At 57.9% G+C, this 19546-nt stretch carries 19 protein-coding genes and 4 tRNA genes; 13 read left to right on the top strand and 10 right to left on the bottom strand.

The window, feature by feature from the left end; all coding sequences use genetic code 11:
• The first annotated feature begins 134 nt into the window (after nucleotides 1–134).
• Both ABRP66_RS03725 and ABRP66_RS03720 read left to right on the top strand, forming a co-directional pair.
• Nucleotides 135–386 (top strand): DUF3039 domain-containing protein, encoded by a 252-nt coding sequence (locus tag ABRP66_RS03725; RefSeq protein ID WP_349838352.1) that lies wholly within the window; start codon nucleotides 135–137, stop codon nucleotides 384–386.
• Nucleotides 383–2146 (top strand): DEAD/DEAH box helicase, encoded by a 1764-nt coding sequence (locus ABRP66_RS03720; RefSeq protein ID WP_349838351.1) that lies wholly within the window; start codon nucleotides 383–385, stop codon nucleotides 2144–2146. The genes ABRP66_RS03725 and ABRP66_RS03720 overlap by 4 nt, the downstream gene beginning before the upstream one ends.
• 146 nt (nucleotides 2147–2292) lie before the next feature.
• Here the strand turns inward: ABRP66_RS03720 and ABRP66_RS03715 are convergent, their stop codons facing one another.
• Both ABRP66_RS03715 and ppgK read right to left on the bottom strand, forming a co-directional pair.
• Nucleotides 2293–3771 (bottom strand): RNA polymerase sigma factor, encoded by a 1479-nt coding sequence (locus ABRP66_RS03715; protein WP_284784257.1) that lies wholly within the window; start codon nucleotides 3769–3771, stop codon nucleotides 2293–2295.
• A 196-nt stretch (nucleotides 3772–3967) separates the two neighbouring features.
• Complete coding sequence (gene ppgK / locus ABRP66_RS03710) at nucleotides 3968–4726, bottom strand: polyphosphate--glucose phosphotransferase (protein WP_284784256.1); 759 nt, start codon at nucleotides 4724–4726, stop codon at nucleotides 3968–3970.
• Here ppgK and ABRP66_RS03705 point away from each other — a divergent pair.
• Together ABRP66_RS03705 and ABRP66_RS03700 are read left to right on the top strand one after the other, a co-directional pair.
• Entirely contained in the window at nucleotides 4725–5612 is an 888-nt protein-coding gene (locus ABRP66_RS03705; RefSeq protein WP_284784255.1) for an inositol monophosphatase family protein, read from the top strand. The genes ppgK and ABRP66_RS03705 overlap by 2 nt on opposite strands.
• Nucleotides 5613–5723: 111 nt before the next feature.
• A complete protein-coding gene (locus ABRP66_RS03700) occupies nucleotides 5724–6014 on the top strand; it encodes a DUF4193 domain-containing protein (protein ID WP_023022651.1) in 291 nt (96 codons plus the stop codon).
• Between the two features lie 702 nt (nucleotides 6015–6716).
• Here the strand turns inward: ABRP66_RS03700 and ABRP66_RS03695 are convergent.
• A complete protein-coding gene (locus ABRP66_RS03695; protein ID WP_023022647.1) occupies nucleotides 6717–7187 on the bottom strand; it encodes a DUF3093 domain-containing protein in 471 nt (156 codons plus the stop codon).
• Nucleotides 7188–7290: 103 nt separating this feature from the next.
• Between ABRP66_RS03695 and dut the strand changes: the two genes are divergently transcribed.
• From dut to dxs, 5 genes are all read left to right on the top strand, one after another.
• The gene (dut, locus tag ABRP66_RS03690; RefSeq protein WP_023022645.1) at nucleotides 7291–7764 is read left to right on the top strand and encodes a dUTP diphosphatase; all 474 of its coding nucleotides are present in this window, start codon (nucleotides 7291–7293) and stop codon (nucleotides 7762–7764) included.
• Nucleotides 7765–7778: 14 nt separating this feature from the next.
• Entirely contained in the window at nucleotides 7779–8750 is a 972-nt protein-coding gene (locus tag ABRP66_RS03685) for a DUF3710 domain-containing protein (RefSeq protein ID WP_284784254.1), read from the top strand.
• A gap of 29 nt (nucleotides 8751–8779) precedes the next feature.
• Nucleotides 8780–9487 (top strand): DUF3159 domain-containing protein, encoded by a 708-nt coding sequence (locus ABRP66_RS03680; protein WP_284782249.1) that lies wholly within the window; start codon nucleotides 8780–8782, stop codon nucleotides 9485–9487.
• Nucleotides 9480–10736 carry a class I SAM-dependent RNA methyltransferase gene (locus ABRP66_RS03675; RefSeq protein ID WP_349838350.1) on the top strand — a complete coding sequence of 419 codons (1257 nt, stop codon included), beginning with the start codon at nucleotides 9480–9482 and terminating at the stop codon, nucleotides 10734–10736. Before ABRP66_RS03680 ends, ABRP66_RS03675 begins: the two co-directional genes overlap by 8 nt.
• 106 nt (nucleotides 10737–10842) lie before the next feature.
• A complete protein-coding gene (gene dxs, locus ABRP66_RS03670) occupies nucleotides 10843–12741 on the top strand; it encodes a 1-deoxy-D-xylulose-5-phosphate synthase (RefSeq protein WP_284769686.1) in 1899 nt (632 codons plus the stop codon).
• On the opposite strand, the gene ABRP66_RS03665 is transcribed toward dxs, so the two are convergent.
• Nucleotides 12738–13958: an HRDC domain-containing protein gene (locus tag ABRP66_RS03665; protein ID WP_349838349.1), complete on the bottom strand. Its 1221-nt coding sequence runs from the start codon at nucleotides 13956–13958 to the stop codon at nucleotides 12738–12740. The two genes, dxs and ABRP66_RS03665, sit on opposite strands and share 4 nt — an antisense overlap.
• Nucleotide 13959: 1 nt before the next feature.
• On the bottom strand, nucleotides 13960–14634 hold the full coding sequence (locus tag ABRP66_RS03660) for a DUF3000 domain-containing protein (protein ID WP_284852026.1): 675 nt from the start codon (nucleotides 14632–14634) through the stop codon (nucleotides 13960–13962).
• Between the two features lie 152 nt (nucleotides 14635–14786).
• Between ABRP66_RS03660 and hemQ the strand changes: the two genes are divergently transcribed.
• A complete protein-coding gene (hemQ, locus tag ABRP66_RS03655) occupies nucleotides 14787–15488 on the top strand; it encodes a hydrogen peroxide-dependent heme synthase (RefSeq protein WP_284769689.1) in 702 nt (233 codons plus the stop codon).
• A 93-nt stretch (nucleotides 15489–15581) separates the two neighbouring features.
• Here the strand turns inward: hemQ and msrB are convergent, their stop codons facing one another.
• The 5 genes from msrB to ABRP66_RS03630 form a co-directional block, all read right to left on the bottom strand.
• On the bottom strand, nucleotides 15582–15998 hold the full coding sequence (gene msrB, locus ABRP66_RS03650) for a peptide-methionine (R)-S-oxide reductase MsrB (protein ID WP_023022629.1): 417 nt from the start codon (nucleotides 15996–15998) through the stop codon (nucleotides 15582–15584).
• A 10-nt stretch (nucleotides 15999–16008) separates the two neighbouring features.
• Nucleotides 16009–17160 (bottom strand): glycosyltransferase family 87 protein, encoded by a 1152-nt coding sequence (locus tag ABRP66_RS03645; protein ID WP_284849953.1) that lies wholly within the window; start codon nucleotides 17158–17160, stop codon nucleotides 16009–16011.
• A 6-nt stretch (nucleotides 17161–17166) separates the two neighbouring features.
• Entirely contained in the window at nucleotides 17167–17865 is a 699-nt protein-coding gene (locus ABRP66_RS03640; protein ID WP_284849952.1) for a pyrimidine reductase family protein, read from the bottom strand.
• Between the two features lie 45 nt (nucleotides 17866–17910).
• A complete protein-coding gene (locus ABRP66_RS03635) occupies nucleotides 17911–18813 on the bottom strand; it encodes a DMT family transporter (RefSeq protein WP_284769692.1) in 903 nt (300 codons plus the stop codon).
• A gap of 87 nt (nucleotides 18814–18900) precedes the next feature.
• Nucleotides 18901–18975: transfer RNA gene (locus tag ABRP66_RS03630), tRNA-Val, on the bottom strand.
• 255 nt (nucleotides 18976–19230) lie between these two features.
• Here ABRP66_RS03630 and ABRP66_RS03625 point away from each other — a divergent pair.
• The 3 genes from ABRP66_RS03625 to ABRP66_RS03615 all read left to right on the top strand — a co-directional run bounded on the left by ABRP66_RS03625 (nucleotide 19231) and on the right by ABRP66_RS03615 (nucleotide 19546).
• Nucleotides 19231–19306: transfer RNA gene (locus ABRP66_RS03625), tRNA-Gly, on the top strand.
• 54 nt (nucleotides 19307–19360) lie between these two features.
• Nucleotides 19361–19432 (top strand) — tRNA-Val (locus ABRP66_RS03620).
• Nucleotides 19433–19470: 38 nt separating this feature from the next.
• A tRNA-Gly gene (locus tag ABRP66_RS03615) sits at nucleotides 19471–19546 on the top strand.

Raw genomic sequence — 19546 nt, 5'->3', positions numbered from 1 at the left:
ACTACGCACCTCCCTGGAGCGCGGCGCGTAACCCTACAACAGGGGACGGGAAAGCCGGCGTTGGCGTGCGTAGAGTGTGCATGTTCTCCAAGGGTAGACGCATGACTCGCAAAGTTCGATGCTGATGCGGCAAAATGGGGTGCGTGACTACGACTACGAAGACAATTGAACGGCCAGATATTCGTGAAAACACTTCGACGACGGATAATGACACGCCGAAGTTCTTCCACTACGTCAAAAAGGATCAGATCCTCGATTCCGCGGTCAACGGCAAGTACGTCGTTGCCCTGTGCGGTGAGACCTTCCCGGTAACTAAACAGGCAAAGCCGGGCTCGCCGGTCTGCCCCGATTGCGAACGCGTTTTTAAGGGTCTTCGCCGCAAGTGAGGACGTTTAAGAAGACGAACCTCCGCGCGTGGCAGCAATCAGCCCTCGATAAATTCCTCGCCACCAAGCCACAAGACTTTATGGCGGTGGCGACCCCAGGTGCGGGTAAAACCACCTTTGCTCTGCGCATCGCGACGGAGCTCATGGAAGACCGCACGGTGGAGCGCGTCATCGTCGTGGTGCCGACCGAGCACCTGAAGACGCAGTGGTCTGCCGCCGCCGCGCGGGTGGGCTTGGCCTTGGATCCTGCCTTCACGAACTCCTCTGCTGTGAACCCCAGCATGGATGGCATCGTGGTGACCTATGCCCAAGTGGGCATGCACCCCTTCAAGCACCGCGCCGTTGCGTCCGCGCGGCGCACCTTGGTGATCTTGGACGAGATCCACCACGCCGGCGACGCCAAAAGCTGGGGCGATGGTGTGAAGGAGGCCTACGACGACGTCAACCACCGCCTTGCGCTGACCGGTACGCCGTTTCGCTCCGATGAATCGCCCATCCCCTTTGTGCGCTATGAGGACGATGGGGAAGGCCATAAGGTCTCGCGCGCCGACCACACTTATGATTACGGCGATGCGCTTGCCGATGGCGTCGTGCGCCCCGTCGTCTTCCTGTCCTACTCCGGCGAGGCGCGCTGGCGGGACTCCGCCGGGGAGGAGCACTCCGCGCGCTTGGGTGACATCATGAACGTGGAACAAACCGCGCGCGCCTGGCGCACCGCGCTTGACCCCAAGGGCGAATGGATCCCGGCCGTGCTGCAGGCGGCGCATACCCGCTTGATGCAGATGCGGCGCAATATGCCGGATGCCGGCGGGCTCGTGCTCGCTTCCGATAGGACCACCGCCCGCGCCTACGCGAAAATCCTCAAGCAACTCTCCAATACCCCCGTCTCGGTTATTTTGTCCGATGACCCAGGTTCCTCGGACCGCATTCAAGAATTTGCGGACTCCACCGATGAATGGATGGTTGCCGTCCGCATGGTGTCCGAGGGCGTCGACGTGCCCCGCCTCGCAGTGGGCGTCTACGCCACCTCCGCGTCGACCCCCTTGTTCTTCGCCCAGGCAATCGGCCGCTTCGTGCGCTCCCGCATGCCTGGCGAAACCGCCTCGGTATTCCTTCCCTCCGTCCCCGTGCTGCTCGGCCTTGCAGAGCACATGGAAAAATCCCGCGACCACGTCTTGGGCAAAGAGAAGACGGAGAAAGAAGGCTGGGACGACGAGCTGCTTGAGCAAGCAAACCAGAAAAAGACCGAACCGGACATGCTGGAAAAGTCCTACGAGTCCTTAGGCGCCGAAGCCGAGTTTTCTGGCCTGCTCTATAACGGCTCGCAGTTTAATACCGGCGATATGACCTCTGATGAGGAAGCCGATTTCCTCGGCATCCCTGGGCTCCTCGATGCCGATCAGGTCAAAGACCTCTTGCGTAAGAAGCAATCCGAGGAAATGGACCGCCGCGAGGCTGAGGAAAAGGCGCGCCGGGCCGCCGAGGCAGAAGAGGCCCACCGCCGCAAGATTTACGGCATGGGTCATGCGCCAGCCGCGAAGCAGCAAGAGTCCGATGCCGCGGAGGATACCGGCGTGGTTGATGAGCTCGGCGCGCTGCGCAAGGAGCTTAATACCGTGGTCTCCATCGCCGCGCGGAGCTCTGGCCGGCCGCACGGTGCCATCCACACCGAGGTCCGCAAGGCCTGCGGTGGACCGCCCACCGCGTTATGCAGCGCGGAGCAACTGCGCGAGCGTATCAATTACCTGCGCAAGTGGTAGAGCGCCTCTCCGTCGCTGGTTGGCTGCTGGCCGGCGGTTGGCGCTGCGCCCCTTTCGCCGCGCCAGCCCGCAGGAGGGAATTAGGCACATAAAAAGGCCGCACCAGAGTGGTGCGGCCTTAATCCTATGCAGGACGGGCGAGTTTTCTAGTCGAGGTAATCGCGCAATACCTGCGAACGGGAGGGGTGGCGCAGCTTCGACATCGTCTTGGACTCGATCTGGCGGATGCGCTCGCGGGTAACGCCGTAGACTTGGCCGATCTCGTCTAAAGTGCGCGGCATGCCATCGGTAAGCCCAAAGCGCAGGCGCACGACGCCGGCTTCGCGCTCGGACAACGTCGTCAGCACGTCCTGGAGCTGGTCCTGCAGCAAGGTGAAGGACACGGCATCGACGGCGATGACGGCCTCAGAATCCTCGATGAAATCACCCAACTGGGAATCGCCCTCATCACCGATGGTCTGGTCCAGCGAGATGGGCTCACGCGCATACTGCTGAATCTCCATCACCTTTTCTTCGGTGATGTCCATTTCCTTCGCGAGCTCCTGTGGAGTGGGCTCGCGGCCCAAGTCTTGGAGTAGCTCGCGCTGGATGCGGCCCAGCTTGTTGATGACCTCCACCATGTGAACCGGGATGCGTATGGTGCGGGCCTGGTCAGCCATGGCGCGGGTAATAGCCTGACGAATCCACCACGTGGCGTAGGTAGAGAACTTATAGCCCTTGGTGTAGTCGAACTTTTCCACCGCACGGATAAGGCCCAAGTTGCCTTCCTGAATAAGGTCCAAGAAAGCCATGCCGCGGCCGGTGTAGCGCTTGGCCAAGGAGACCACAAGGCGAAGGTTGGCCTCCAACAGGTGGTTTTTAGCCTTGCGCCCGTCCCTTGCGATGCTGCGCAGGTCGCGCTTTTCCATGGGGGAGAGCTTGGCAGCCTTATCGCCCTCCGCACGAGCCTTTTCCATCTCATCCATGCGGTGCTGCGCGTACAGGCCAGCCTCAATGCGCTTTGCCAAAGAGACCTCCTGCTCTGCATTCAGCAGGGCAACCTTACCGATCTGCTTAAGGTACGCGCGGACGGAGTCGGCGGAGGCGGTCAGCTGTGCATCCTTGCGCGCTTGGCGTAGGGCGACGGATTCTTCCTCATCCCAGACCGAGGACGTATCTTCTGCTTCGTCCTCGTCTTCTTCTTCGCCCAACTCTTCCTGGATATCGTCTTCATCCAGGTCAGTGGGGGCATCGAATTCATCTTCTTCGATGTCCTCATGGGTGGGGTCGAAGTCGACGTCATCCGCAGGGGCGTCTTGCTCAACGGCGTCGAGCTGATCCTCTGCGTCCTTAGCTTCCGACGGTGCTTTCTCCGCGGAGTTTGCGGGGGAGTCTTGCGGTTCTGCCGCAGAGGCTCGCACGGTCTTTTTGACAGCTTTTTTGGCTGATTTCTTCGCCGACTTCTTGACGGTCTTCTTAGCCGTTTTCTTGGCAGTCTTTTTCGCCGTCTTTTTAGCTGTCTTCTTGGCGGTTTTCTTCGCCGTTTTCTTTGCCGTCTTTTTGGCGGTCTTCTTTGCAGGAGTAGATGCCTCGACTGACTTGTCGTCCTCGCCGAGTGCCTGGTCTGAAGAATCAGTGGCTGCCACGTACGCCCTTTCGACTTACTACTTGATGGAAATAGCTCACCGCACCCGCACAGGGTGGCAATAGCATTATGAATGCTAGCGGGTGTAGGCCTTATGCAGGTCAGACACGCCCGAGAGCCATGCAATTTTGGATCGACCGCCCAGTATAGGCGATTTTTGCACAATGCCGGTAGATAGGGTTAATGCAACGGCGAATTTATGGCTCTAGGCCTTCCAATACAGCCATCGCTGCACCTACAATACCTGCACGATTTTGCAGTTGTGCAGGCATAACGGGGGTATCAATAGTTAAGTGGGGTCCCCATTTGTGGAATTTGCGAGATATGCCACCCCCGATGAGGAAAGCCTGGGGGTTAAATAACTTCTCGTATTCCTGCAGCACGCGATCGAGCCGAACCGCCCACTCCTTGTACTTCAACCCTTCGCGTTCTTTGGCTGCGGAGGATGCGATCGCTTCGGCCTCGTCAGTTCCCACAGTGAGGTGTCCAAGCTCAGTATTGGGAAAGAGCTGCCCGTTGAGGAAGAAGGCCGAGCCGATGCCGGTTCCCAGCGTCAAAAAGATGACTGGCCCGGTTGTAGCCAACTCGTTTCCATACGCGACTTCCGCAAGGCCTGCGGCATCGGCATCATTTAAGACCACAAAGTCAACGTCTAGATAACGAGAAAACAACTCAGTGGTATCCACACCGACCCACTCAGGTGAGATATTGGCAGCGGAGTGCACCGTGTGGTTGGACACCACCGAGGGCAAGGTGATGCCGACGGGCTTGTCCCACTCTTTTTCGCCCACAATCTGGGCCACGACCGTGGCTACCTCATGTGGCGTGGACGGCTGTGGGGTGGGGATCTTTAGCCGTGGGCCCACGAATTCACCGTTTTTGAGGTCGACTTCGGCGCCCTTAATGCCGGAGCCGCCAATATCGATGCCAAAAGAGTGGCCAGTATGAGTAGTCATGCTCGCAAGTGTAGAAGAAGGCACAATGGATGGCATGGATCATGACATAGATTTTCTGCAGCTGCGAGATTTTGCGGAATCTACCGCAATGCGTGCGGCGGAACTTATTCGCGCGCGCCGTGCGGACTTGGTGGCTGGCGACGGTATTGCGGCACATACTCAGACAAAGTCGAGCGCCGTCGACCCGGTAACGGAGGTCGATACCGCCACCGAGGAGTTCATTACGCGCACGATTAAGGAAAGCCGCCCTGGCGATGGCCTATTGGGTGAGGAAGGCGCGAGCTTCGACGGGACGACCGGGGTGAGGTGGATCGTGGATCCCATCGACGGAACCGTCAATTTCCTTTACGGCATTCCGGACTATGCGGTCTCGATTGGCGCGGAATACGACGGCCGCTTGGTAGCGGGTGCAGTAGTCAATGTGGCGCGGAGGCAAGTGTATTCCGCAGCAGCAGGCCAGGGTGCCACGGTTACCGCTGCGGATGGCACGCGGTCCTCACTACGGTGCGGTGAGCAAGACGATCCCGCGCTTTCCTTGGTAGCGACGGGATTTGGTTACGGCGCACAGCGGCGCAAGCAACAGGCGGAACTACTGACTAAGTTGTTGCCGCAGGTCCGCGATATCCGCCGCATCGGCGCAGCCGCCCTTGATTTATGCCGCGTGGCAGAGGGGAGTGTTGATGCCTATTTCGAGCACGGTATTAACGCCTGGGATTTTGCCGCCGGTGCTCTCATCGCCCGCGAGGCAGGAGCTGAAGTCCATCACCCAGGCCTGGACAAGGGGTCTGCTGATGGTGAATTAACCTGGGCCGCGGGGGTAAATTTGGCACCCGCATTTGAGGAACTTTTGGCAGCACATGGCGCTAAGGAAGCGATGCGGGGGTGAAGCATCTAAGAATTTCTTAGCAACAGGATGACATATCGGTGTTTGTCCTTTACTATGCGCGATCGATAAACAACTATTCCTAAAGCAACTCGACTTATAGGGGCGTGCAGTATGGCCACCGATTATGACGCACCGCGCCGCGGTGCAGAAGAAGAACTTGAAACTGACTCTCTAGAGGGACTGAAAGCAGCTGAACCCGAAAGCAATGGCATGGATGACGATGGCGAAATCGTCGAAGCATTCCAACCTCCATCAGTTGACCTGACCGGCGAGGAACTCAACGTACAGGTCGTTCCCCGCCAAGAAGACGAATTTACCTGCGGTTCCTGCTTTTTGGTCCAGTCCAATAAGCGTTATTCGCACGAAGAAGATGGCATGCCCATCTGTAAGGATTGTGCCTAAGCAGCCAGTATTGGCTTAGCTAGTCGTTATTGCGAACAACCCAAATAAAGATTCACCCCGCCGCAGTTTGCAATGGTAAACGCGGCGGGGTTTGAAGTTTTCCTTGTTTAGCAGACACCCAATGTGCGCGGGACCTAACTGCGCGGGGTGTCTACTTTCTGAGAAGGCAAATCTTCTCAGTTATCCAGTTCTATCTAAGGCTGCTCGTCTTTGCCCTTCTTATGCGGTTCGCTTCCTTGCTTTTGCTGTTTCTCCCATAGATATCTACGCACTAGGAAGATGGGCAAGACTAGAACGAAGTAAAAAGCCATGTACCCGACTACGTGAAGGACGATGCCATCAGAGCTCACTTCGCTCCAGGCAACCCCCTCTACGTTTGATGAGGACACTCCACGCCAACCGGTTACTTGACTGACGTAGAATTCAGCGATGACCATTAGTGGCAGTATCACAAAGGAAAACCACCACGGAGGTATCCAGGGTTTCCCATCTTTCTGAGTTCTGCGTAGAGCTCCTCCGAAACCCATTGTGATCTCCTCCTAGTCCAACTTTTCACTGATGGTACAAGAACCCGCGTAAGGTGCGACCGAAAGTCTTCTTTAATGCTGTCGTGCGGGCTTGCTCGGGGGATGTAGTAGCACCGAAAAACACCAACGGCACTCTCACAGGTGACGCCTTCTAAAAAGCAGCGACCCCTAGAATCTACGAACCTTTTGCGTGCTGCTCTGGCAGGAAGGCGCGGAGCAGTTGGTCTGGATCTTTCGAGGCAATGAGCCAATATGGGGTGTCATCCTCCGGATCATTGAGGACCATCATGGCGTGCTCGTCAATCCACGCATGAGAGACCAAGAATGCGGCCGGATCGAATTGCGGGCCCAGTGCGTTATGGCGCGCAGACTTTGGAACGGTAATCGAACGAGAGACAACCTCATTGGGCAACTGCGCATCCTTGACGAGCAGCCACCGCGTTCCATCTTCATCTTGTTCCACCTGCACAACGGTCCCAGACCACGTGATGAGGACCCAGATAGCGATGGCGCCGAGCAGGACTGCGGGAATGATGGTCCACCACACAGAGCGGTTAAGTCCGGCCGTAGCTGAGGTTAAAGCCACAACGATTGCTGCAAAAATCCAGAAGTACCACGGCACCCACTGGCGTTCGCGATACAACACTTTCGGGGCAGCGGGTTGAGGAGCAGAAATATCAGACACGCCTAGGCATTCTAGTCCACTCCAGGCGCAGAATGAACCGGCTGGGGCAGGTAGGATTGGCTAAGTGACTGATTCGAATTCGCTACCGCAGGAACAAACGCCAGTAGGAGACGTCAAAATCAAGCGCCTCGATAAAGGGCTCCCGATGCCATTTCGGGCGCATCGGGGTGACGCCGGCGCCGATCTTTACGCCGCCGAGGCGCTTACCCTCCAACCTGGCGAACGCGCACTTGTCGGCACCGGTATCGCCATGGCCTTACCGCTCGGCACCGTGGGATTAATCCATCCGCGGTCCGGCTTAGCAGCTAAACACGGGCTGTCCATTGTCAATACGCCGGGTACGGTGGATGCTGACTACCGCGGGGAGATCAAGGTGTGCCTGATTAACCACGATCCCCACACCCCGATCGAGATCGAGCGCGGCATGCGCATCGCTCAACTCGTGGTACAGCGTGTAGAACTAATGGATTTTAGCGAAGTAGAAGACTTGGATGAGACCGACCGCGGTACCGGCGGTTACGGATCAACCGGGGTATAGGAAGGATTAAGCACATGGGTATTTGGCCATTTGGAAAAAAGAAAAACGATGACGGCCGAAAGGAAGAGCCGGAAAACTCTCAGCAATCGCAGCCGCAAGAGCCTGCCGCTGATTCCGCAGGGTCGGCTCCGGCTGACTCGAATTCCCTTGCATCCGTAAAAGATACGGCTGCCGATGCCGCCGCAGCCTCGGGACAGGTGCCAACGGAGTTTGCCCACGACGCCGTGAACGGCGAAACCGGCCCCTTCGATGGCGATTCCGTCAATATCGAAGACTTTGACTTTTCTGATTCATCCATCGGCATCCTTGACCTTGGCTCGATGCGCATTCCGCTGCCAAAGGACTCCCAGGTCCAGGTGGAAATGGGTGAACAAGGCCCTAAGATGCTGCACATTGTCACCAAGGCTGGTCGTATTACTCCCGTTGCCTTCGCAGCTCCGCGCAAGCCCGGTCAGTGGGCAGAATCCGTGGAAGAAATCAAGGAAGGCATGAGCCGCGATGGGCTTTCCGTTACCACCGAGCAAGGTCCCTGGGGGTTGGAAATCGTTGGCAAAAATGACAACGGCCAACTGCGCGTTATTGGTGCCGAGGGCCCGCGGTGGATGCTGCGCTTAACTCTTGCAGCACCTACCGGCCTTGAAGAAGATTTGGCGCAGATCGCGCGCGACGTAGCATCGCGTACCTTTGTCTACCGCGGTGAGGATCCCATTTTGGCGGGCAATGCACTGCCGGTCATCATGCCAAAGCAGCTGGTGGAACAGGTCAAGCAAGCCATGGAAAAGCGCCAGCAGGAACAATCCGGCGCAAATACCCAAGGTCAGCCGGCTCAAGGCCACCCAGAAAACGGGGTAGGCGGCCCCGATCCCGCAGCTGAGGCGGAAGCGGAAAAGCAACTGCGCGATTTGGGCGCGCAGCCACCCGAGGGGGACAATGAATCTCCCGCACATGACAAAGACAAGGGGTCTAACCCCGATACCGATAAGTGAGTAAAGCAGAACGCTACGTGAGTAACTCTTTGCCGGAGCCGCAGGCTCCTCAGCTAAGCGACGACCAGGACCGCGATACTGAACCAACTCTGTTGGAACAAATGGGAGGCCTACCGGGCCTCGTCGCGGCCACGTTGCCCATCGTCGTCCTTATTCCAGTCAATAGCCTCTATGGCCTCACCCCAGCGCTGATCTCCGCGCTGGGTGTGGCGGTAGTGATCGCCATCTGGCGCATCGTTCGCAAACAGACTATTCAGCCGGCTATATCTGGACTTATCGGCGTGGCCATTTGTGCCGCCATCGCCTGGTTTACCGGGGATGCCAAAGGCTACTTCCTATACGGCATTTGGATGTCGCTGGCCTTGTTTATTGCCGCAGCGCTCTCCATCCTTTTCCGGTGGCCGGCCGTAGGCGTTATCTGGAAGGGCTTGAACGGCGATGATATGGCCTGGCAGAAGGTAAAGCTTGCGCGGAGGGCCTATTCCATTGCCACCGCTGGGTGGGCCGTTATCTTCTTAGCGCGGTTTATCATCCAGCGCGCGATTTATGACGCCGGGGAAACTACCGCATTGGGAATCACCAGGATCGTCATGGGCTGGCCCTTGACGCTATTGGTGACGGCATTAACCGTGTGGATGGTGCGCCGCGCAGACGCTGCAGTAGAAGAGGCAGAAAATGTCGGACGTGCCACAAATTCAAATCGCAGTACACAAGAGCTCGAGGCAGAAAATGAATGAGTCCGCACTATCTCGCGGGGACACCGTAGAGGTCACTATTGACCGCATGGCCCATGGTGGACTCGGTATCGGCCACGCCCCGGATGGGCGCGTCGTCTTCGTTCCCCGGGCTTTTCCTGGTGACACGGTTCGCGCAACCGCCGGTAAGGTGAAAAAGTCTTTTATCAAGGGCGAACTCGATAGCATCGTCACCGCAGGGCAGATGCGTGTACCCAGTAGCTGTCCCGCCGCGGAGCTAGGCGCTGGGTGCTGCGATTTTGCTGAGTTGGATCCCGCAGCGGAAATAGACATCAAGATGGATGTCTTCCGCGAACAGCTGCGCCGCAGCGGCATTGAGGGGCTCGAGTCCCTCGCTATTGAGCAACACGAGCTGCCGCCGGTACGGGGCTGGCGGACGAGGGTCCGGTTGGGCGTCGACAAGCAAGGCCGCGCCGGATTGCGGAAGTACCGCTCGAATGAGCTGGTCACGTCCGTCGGTTGTACCCAATTAGCAGATGGCTTGATTGATGGTCTGGTTGGGGATGGCGCGCGGCGTTTTACCCCTGGGGCCGAAATCGTCGCGGTTCTTGATGGCGCCGGTAACCGGCATGTGGTGGAAACGCGCAAGGCCCCGCGAGGCAGGCGAGTGGAGACCATTCGTGAGGTCATCGAGGGCTCTGGCACGGTGGCCGAATACGTCAATGGCTGCGAGTTTTCCTTCCCCGCCACGGCATTTTGGCAAGCGCATGTGGCGGCGCCGGAGATTTATAGCGCTGTGGCAGGGCAGTGGCTGGCCGGCCGGGATTACCAGCACAAGATCGCTTGGGATTTGTACGGCGGCGTTGGACTATTCGCGCCCGCGTTATCAGAAGCCACCGGCGGAAAAGTCATTTCCGTGGACTATTCGCCCGCGGCAACGGCGACTACGCAGCCGGGGTTGCGCGATATCGATATTGCCGTGAAATCCGCCAAGGTAGAACAGGTTGCTGCGCAATTGCCCCAACCAGGTGCCGTGGTGCTCGATCCGCCGCGAACCGGGGCAGGCGAGCAGGTGGTCCGCGCCGTGGCGGAGGCAAAGCCCCAAGCCGTGGTGCATGTGGGATGCGATCCAGCGACCTTTGCCCGCGATCTGTCCCTATGGCAAAGCGCTGGGTATAAGCCCGAGAAAATGGCGCTGGTCAATGCCTTCCCCGTCACCCATCACTTTGAGGTAATCGCTCTTATTACCCCAGATAAGGCGGCGAATAACCCGGCGCAGGACGCTGTTTAATGCGAAAATACCCCGCCTGAATTAAGAAGCCGATATAAAAGAAAATACGGACCACGGGTACGGTGGATAGGAAGAACTAAGCACAGAAGGAGTTGAAGGCCGCTCCATGACTATCTTGGATACCATAAACTCGCCGCAAGACCTGAAGGCACTGCCTGCAGAAAAGTTGGAGGAACTTGCGGCGGATATTCGCCAGCGCCTCATCGATAAGGTATCGGTGACGGGTGGGCACTTGGGGCCCAATTTGGGCGTGGTGGAATTGACCATTGCGCTGCACCGGGTCTTTGATTCCCCGCGCGAGCCCATCATCTTTGATACCTCCCACCAGTCTTATGTGCACAAGATGCTCACTGGCCGCACGGCCCAATTCGATACCCTGCGCCAAAAGGACGGCCTGTCCGGTTATACGGACCGCGGTGAGTCTGAGCATGACTGGACGGAATCCTCGCATGCTTCCGCCTCGCTTTCGACCGTGGATGGGCTGTCCAAGGCCTTTAAGATTCGCGGGGAAGGCCACCGCAATGTCATTGGCATTGTGGGCGATGGCGCCTTGACCGGCGGCATGTGCTGGGAAGCGCTCAATAATATTTCTGAAGATAAAAAGCGCAATGCAGTCATCGTGGTCAATGACAACGGCCGCAGCTATTCGCCCACCATTGGCGGCATTTCTGAAAACCTGGGGCGCATTCGTTCCCAGCATGGCTACGACGAGCTCATGGAGCAGGGCAAGCGCCGCTTAAAATCCATGGGGTGGGTAGGCGAGCGCGCCTTTGATGCGCTCCACGCCATGAAGGAAGGCGTCAAGTCCACCGTCTTGCCCACGGAGATTTTCCCAGAGCTGGGGATTAAATATATTGGCCCTATCTACGGCCATGACATCGATGGCTTGGTGCATGCGCTTTCCTATGCCCGCGATTATGAGGGCCCCATTATCGTGCATGTGGTCACGGAAAAGGGCCACGGATTTGCCCCGGCGGTCAATGAGCCGAAGGACCAGATGCACTCGACGGGTGCTATCGACCCAGTCACCGGTGTTGCCAAGGGCACCAAGCAACCAGGGTGGACGGCCGCATTTTCTGAAGAATTGATTGCGGCGGCGGAAAAGCGTGAGGACATCGTCGCGATTACCGCAGCCATGGCGGGTCCTACGGGGCTAGCTCCCTTCCAGGAACGTTTTCCGGATCGGTTCTTTGATGTGGGCATCGCCGAGCAGCACGCCATGGCCTCTGCCTCTGGTTTGGCTTTGGGCGGCATGCACCCCGTGGTAGCTGTGTATTCCACCTTCCTGAACAGGGCCGTGGACCAGGTGATCATGGATATTGCCTTGCTCAAGCTGCCGGTGACCATCGTGCTGGACCGCGCGGGCGTGACGGGATCTGATGGCGCCTCCCACAACGGAATTTGGGATATGTCCTTAATGAGCATTGTCCCTGGCATGCACATCGCCGCCCCGCGCGATGGTGCGCGCCTGCGCGAGCTCTTCCAGGAATCCCTGGACATTGATTCTGGGCCCTCAGTGGTCCGGTTCCCCAAGGGAAACTTGCTGCCCGATATGGAAGCCGTGGATACGCTTGCCGATGGCGTCGATATCCTCTACTACGGCGAGGCTGACGCCGGTGAGGATACCCCCGAGGTCCTCATCGTCTCTATCGGTGCGATGTCCGCGCGGAGCATCAAGGCAGCGCAAGAGCTGGAGAAACAGGGACTCAACGTCACGGTCATTGACCCGCGATGGGTCGCACCAGTGGCAAGCTCCGTCATCGCTATGGCAGCAGATCACGATTTGGTCGTAACGGTAGAAGATGGACTCATTCGCGGCGGAATTGGATCCATGATTGCTGAGGCCCTCGGCGCCGCAGAGGTGGACACCCCAGTGCGTCGCCTGGGTGTTCCTGGTTACTTCCCCAAGCACGGTTCCCGCGGCGAGGTTTTGGCAGAATTTGGCCTAAGCCCTGAGCTCATTGCTGCATCGATTACCGAGTGGGTAGAAAACCTGACCGCTTAATGCGGCTGGGAAAATAGGCTCGCGATCAATGCCGGGGCAACGAGGTTGACCTGCCACGACCGCGCGCCTTCGCGTTCTAGGAAGGCGGGCACATCTTCAGGCTGGCTGATGGTTCCGCTCCCGCCAATGGCCGCCCACACGGTGGCGCGAAGGGTTGCGGGTCGAAGCAGCAGCTCCTGTGGCAGCCCGAGCTCTTCGGCGATATCCCCAATGGCAGCGCGGATCTCTTGATATTCCTCCCACTGCTGTGGATACTCCCTAGACCACACCGATTTCGAGGGAACGGTTCTTTCCTGGCGAAGCGGGCCCGGGCGCCCGCGCGGTGGAATATTCTGGGACTGCTGCACGGCCAGTAACCAGCGGTGCGCGACGCCCTTGCTCCGCCGTGGAAACCCCTTGATGCGGGTTAACTGCGGCTGCGTGCTGGGCAGGATCCGGGCTATCTCTACTAGTACCTTATTGGGCAGCACGCGCCCGGGCGCGGTATCGGTTCGCCGGCTAATATCATCGCGCAGGTTCCACAAAGACTGCGCCGCGGCGCGCTGCTTCCCATTCTTTAGGCTCGATACTCCCTTGATATCGCGCCAAGAGTGCGGCTGCGGGGCGGTGTCATTCGCGTGCTTGGCGACGATCGCCGCACATTCCTCCACAATCCAGTCCAGCTTTTCTTGTTCGGCCAAGATATCGCGCAGCGTCGTAGCCAATTCTAGTAAGAGCTCGACATCGAGTGCGGCATAAGCGCGCATTTCTTCACTGAGCCGCGGGATGGACCAGTCATCGTCGCCGTGGCCTTTTTCTAGCTGGACATCGAGAAGCTCCGCGATAATGGCGCCCAAATTGGTGCGGTGAAATCCTGCAAACCGGGCGGCTAATTCCGTATCGAAAAGAGTGCCAGGGAAAAGCCCGAGCCATCCAAGAGACGGGAGATCCGAGGGTGCGGCGTGAATGATCCAGTGCTGCCCATTGAGCACCGGAGCAAGCTCCCGGGTCAATTCCGCGCGGTGGCCTTCGGGGGCAAAAAGCATCGTCCCAGCGCCGTGCCGGCGAATCTGGATGAGAAAGGCGCGGTCATCGTACCGGTAGCCTGAGGCGCGTTCGGTATCGATGGCAAAGGACCCAGTGCCCGCCTGCAACCGCGCGGCCGCAGCGGCAAATTCCGCTGGTGTGGATAATACCTTCGGAATACCCTCTTTCGGCTGCTTCCGAAATTCCACCATCTTAACGGCCGAGTTCAGTAACGCCTTCAGGCGGCAGCCCCGCGACGTTGGCTAATACTTGTGCGAAGGCCTGCACGTGCGGTGCTAAATCCAGCCCCTCCGCCGTCCACGATGCGCGCATTTCGATCTGATAAGCGCGCGGGGGACCGCCGATCTCGCCGAAGCGGACCGAGGCGGTGGAGGTAACGGTGCCGCCGACGTTGGTAATCTCCGCGCCTTCTTTTTCCAAGCCTTCGTTGAGCCATTGCCAGGCTACGTCCGGAAGCAGTGGATCTCCTGCCACCGAATCATCCATATCTGCCTGGATATACGCCACCAAGCGCATGGCGCCCTCCCAAGCCTCTTCCGCGCCCGGGTCATGGAGGAGGATGAGGCGCCCGAAGGCATCGCCATCTGAATCGGTGGCGATGATATCCGGCTCCTCTTCCGTGCCCACCTCAAGGCCAATGGCGTGGCTAAAGGGCGCTAATCGCTGCGGTGGGCGAATGGACCCGAGGCTAATTTCTGGGCGAAGAGTGGCCGCGTGCATGGACTCAACCGCCTGAGTAAAAGCCGGCGGCGTCGTTGGCTCCTGTGCCTCGTCATTGCGGCGTAGGGAGGTAAAGGCTGCGCCATCTCCGGAGTTGGCTCCGGCATTCTTACCGGCGCTGGGCGTGCTCGATTCGGAATTACTCACCTTGATAAAGCTATAGTTTCGCTACCTTGAGCTGGCGGAGGCGCGCCGAAAGTGGGAGGTGCACAGGGGGGGGAGGGATGACAATCGGTCTAACTCCAACTTATGATGGATATGTCCGAATATTCGAATAAGCTTCTGCAAAGGAGAAGGCAATGGCGAAGCTCGATTTCAAGGAACTCAACGAGGTACAGCAATACTCCCAACACGCCGTTTTCAAGGTGATTCCCGGCGGGCTGGGCAGCGAGCGCGAGGAGATCGTCTCCCAAGCCCAAGAATTCTTTGCGGAACTAGAAAAGGACAATAAGGTCACTGTCCGCGGCGTTTACGATCTGACCGCGATGCGCGATTCTGCGGACTTCATGATCTGGTGGCACGCCGAGGAATTTTCCGATATCCAGAAAGCCTTTGGCGATTTCCGCCGGGAGACTACCTTGGGCCAGGTGAGCGAAGTAACGTGGATTGGAAATGCCCTGCACCGGCCGGCCGAGTTTAATAAGTCCCACCTGCCTTCCTTCATCATGGGGGAAGAGCCCAAGGAGTGGATTTCCGTCTACCCATTCGTGCGTTCGTATGACTGGTACACGATGGAAGAAGAAAAGCGTCGCCGCATTTTGATGGAGCACGGAATGCAGGCACGCGACTACCCCGATGTGCGCGCCAATACCGTACCGGCATTCGCGCTTGGGGATTATGAGTGGGTCCTTGCCTTTGAAGCCGACGAGCTACACCGCATCGTAGACCTGATGTATAAGATGCGCTATACCGAAGCCCGCCACCACGTGCGTGAGGAAATTCCATTCCACACCGGACGCCGCGTGAAGGACATCGCAGAACTCATCAAGGTTCTGCCCTAAGATTTGAAATAAAAACAGCGCTGGGAGCCCCCCCTTAACTGGAGGGAGCTTCCAGCGCTGTCATTCGTTCTCACTGCGCGTGGTAGTGAAATCCTAGTTTTCCTCGATGGGCTTTTCTTCCAGGTTCAAAGAAATAGAGTTAATGCAGTAGCGCAGGTCAGTCGGGGTATCGTAGCCTTCGCCTTCGAATACGTGGCCCAAGTGGGACTCACAGTTGGCGCATAGTACCTCGACGCGGCGCATGCCCAGGGAATTATCTTCCCGCTCGATAATCTTGTCACCGGCTAGCGGGGAGAAGAAGGAAGGCCAACCACAGTGGGAAGCAAACTTCTCGGTGGAACGGAATAGCTCCTCGCCGCAGGCCTTGCAGGAGTAGACACCCTCTGTGGTGGTATCTGTGTATTCGCCCACGTGCGGCGGCTCCGTGCCTGCTTCGCGCAATACGTAATATTCTTCGGGGCTAAGGCGCTTTTGCCAGTCGGCATCAGCAATGAGCTTAAAATCAGTCATGACTTTAAGTTTAATCCTTTATTTGCGTGGCACGCCACCACCCGGCAACGGAGGCGAAGATGATGACGATGAGCAGGCTCCACCCCACGGTGCCGGAGAAAGTGTTCATCCACCGCCCAGCATCCGGGTGCGCTTGCGACGTCCATGTCACTGGGGCCAAGAACAGGAATGCAGCCACCCATGCGCCCACCGAGTGAAAGACCGAGCGCGGTAGGAACACGGTGAAAATTAGCGGGAATAACCACATTGAATAATATTGCTGTCCTAGTGAGGATAAGAAGAAAATCCCGACCATAATCGTGCCACTCGTCGTCAGCGCCCAAAATACCGGTTCGGATTGTCGCCACCGCAGTAGTCCGAGCACCGCGCACCCGACCAAGGCGGCGAAGACTACCCACACCACCCAGTAGAGAACGGGGCCGAATTCCACATAGGCCCGCAATCCCGCCCAGGAGGAATTGGCATAATCGCGGGTCGTGGAAAGATAGGGCACCAGCTTGTCGAAGTAACCGCTAGCACCCGGGACGATCGGCCACGCTAGGACATTGAGAACGACCGGAATCCCGAGGCCCGCGAGGAGGTTGCGCCATTGCAGCTTGACCAAGGGCAAGAAAAGCAGGGGTGCGAATTGGGGCTTAATCAAAATGGCTAGCCCAAGGGCTATGCCGGAGACCCATGCGAGCTGCGGGGTGCGCTCAGACTCTAAGAAAGCCCATAGGAAAAGCGCCATGCAGAATAAGAGCACACCGTTGATATTGGTAAACGCCAAAGTGTTGGTGACTGATTCAGTGGCGAAGGCTAAAGCAATCGAGGTTGGAAAAACCGGCGAGGTGAGCTTTCTTCCCACCACGTGGGTTAGCAGCGCCAGTGCGGCAATGATGGCAAGAGCGTTGACAACGATGAAAAGTCCGCGCGCGAGGCTGAAATCGAGCCACGCTAAAGGCGATAAGAATAGCGTTGCGCCTGGGGTGTAGAGATATAGCGGATCCACATGGTTATAAGCCTGTTCATACACCGGAATACCGTCGACCATGCGCTTAAGCGCGCTATAGACCGTAGTGAAATCATCAGTCAACGTCCCATTGCGCGCGACGATGAAGATGCGCTGAATGACGAGGAGAACGGCAATAGGCCATGCGGCGGCGTTTATTCGAGCAGTCACGACCTTTTAGTCTACGGACTCAGTAGTGCGCGAGTACCGCAGAAACACCGTGCTATCTGTATCGGCGGCAATATTTTCTAGCTGCATTCGGCGGTGGGAGTGCGTGCCATGAAAGGTAGCCACGGGTTTTTCTACGCCGGTGGAAAGGTGGGGATCCAGGGTTAAATACATCTGATCAATCGCATCGATATGCACCAGCTGGCCGAGCATTCCTGGCCCACCTTCGCAGAGGATGCGCTGGAATCCACGCTCCCGCAATACGCGGAGATAGTCCTGCATGGTGCCTTCACCGGCATCGATTACCTCTGCACCTGCTGCCTCGATGGAGCGCTTTCTCGCGGAGACCTCTGCGCTTTGCAACGCGGCGTGGGGGAGAAGGAAGAGCGGGGCAGTGGTGAAGTGCGTTAAGAATTTCGAACCCGGATCAAACTTCAAGCTTTGCGTGGGCACGGCGATGGGGGCGGGCTGTGAATCGGGAGAGTCGCGCTCTACTCCCGCATAATCTTCTGACCTGACTGTCTGCCCGCCAACGAAGACGACGTCCGCCCAGCCGCGCAGGGCCTGAAAAAGCTGTGCATCGGTGTCATTGCCCATGGCCTCTGAAAGATCGTTGATGGTGGCAGAACCGGTGAGGGTAGAAACCATATTGGCCCGCACGGCGGGCAGGTAAGCGGGTTCGGGGCCCAGAAGCGAAGCGATGTCCATGGTCTGCCAGTGTAATGGTTGTGCAGACGTGAATCGTCCCGCTGGCTACACCAGCCGAATAAGCACCACACCGGTCAAAAGGAGGGCAATGCCCAGGACCTGGCGGGACTTAATGGGGGCGCCGCTTACGCGATCAATGATGAGCGAGCCCAGCATCGAGCCAAGCAGGCCGGCAACCACGGTGAGACCGGTACCAATCTGCGGAACGAGGGCGGCGTTGCCGAAGATGAAAAGTGCGCCCAATACACCGCCTATCCACATCCACCACGGGTTTGGTTTTCCTTCCGGGCGCTCGATGCGCGGGCGCCAGCGCAACACGATATTGATGATGACCAAGGCGGTAACGCCGACGGCAAACGATACCAGCGCAGCGCTCACCGGAGATCCCGTCACCTGGCCAAGGTGGCCGTTGATGGCGGATTGGCTGGCTGTAAAACAGCCAAAAATAAATCCGGCTAGCCGCCACAGCCACAGGGCGGTCGCGGAATCTGCATTACTTGTTGCTGCGCTCGGTGTGGCTACCACCGCAATTACGCCGAAAAGTACAATAATGGCGCCGATAGCGCGCACCACCGTTAAAGAAGACTGAGGCGACTCGAAGAGCCCGAAGTGGTCAACAATGAGCCCCATGATGACCTGCCCGGCAATGGGTAAGACCACAGTCTGCACCGCGCCTAGGTGCGGAAAGAGAAGAATATTTCCGGTCAGTGCGACAACACCCAACAAACCGCCGAACCAAATCCAGAGTGGTTCGTCAAAAGCCTGCGCAATACCGTAGTCCCCGCCGGTAACTGTGGTGGCCACGATGAGCAGGGTTATTGTTCCTACGGCGAAGGAGATCATCGAGGAGGAAAACGGGGTGCCGGTGGAGGCGCAAAGACGGGTATTGACCAGCGTTTGTATCGGTAAGACCAGTCCAGCAAGAATTCCCAAAAGTATCCACAACACGGGTGGACACTTTACTCAGTTAAGGCAAAAAGCCCACCTGAATGGGAAAAGCCCACCTAAGCGAAGAAAATAAGCTTAAGTGGGCGGTGGTGGTCCTAACTGGGATTGAACCAGTGACCTTTCCGGTGTGAACGGAACGCTCTCCCACTGAGCTATAGGACCTTGCGGGGGATAAATCTACACCCGGTGCATTCCATTTTCCTAATTGGCTGGATGGCAGGCGTGGAAGGTGGGGTAGACGCGGATATCCAGGGGAGGTTTACTCGTGGGGTAAATGACAACCCTGCAATTCACGGTGCGGAGAAATGTGTGATGTGTGTCGCGCAATAGGGGTGCTGGGCTGGGGATTTGGAAACTGACAGGGAGCACGATAATGTTTGTTCACGCACCGCAAAGCATTAAGCACTGCGGCGCGATGCGGATGTAGCGCAGTTGGTAGCGCATCACCTTGCCAAGGTGAGGGTCGCGAGTTCGAGTCTCGTCATCCGCTCCACGCTTTTCTTGAGGGTATTACACCACAAAGGGAAAGTGGAACTAAATGAATAGCGCGCGATTAGCTCAGTGGGAGAGCGCTTCCCTGACACGGAAGAGGTCACTGGTTCAATCCCAGTATCGCGCACAAGGACTTTGTCCTAGAAACCGGGCCTGGTTTCGCATGCGGATGTAGCGCAGTTGGTAGCGCATCACCTTGCCAAGGTGAGGGTCGCGAGTTCGAGTCTCGTCATCCGCTCCA

Origin of the sequence: Corynebacterium sp. KPL2680, from assembly GCF_040225675.1 — a bacterium.
Classification (GTDB): domain Bacteria; phylum Actinomycetota; class Actinomycetes; order Mycobacteriales; family Mycobacteriaceae; genus Corynebacterium; species Corynebacterium rhinophilum.
The sequence above is the reverse complement of the archived record's forward strand: the minus strand, read 5'-3'. Positions and strand labels throughout refer to the sequence as shown.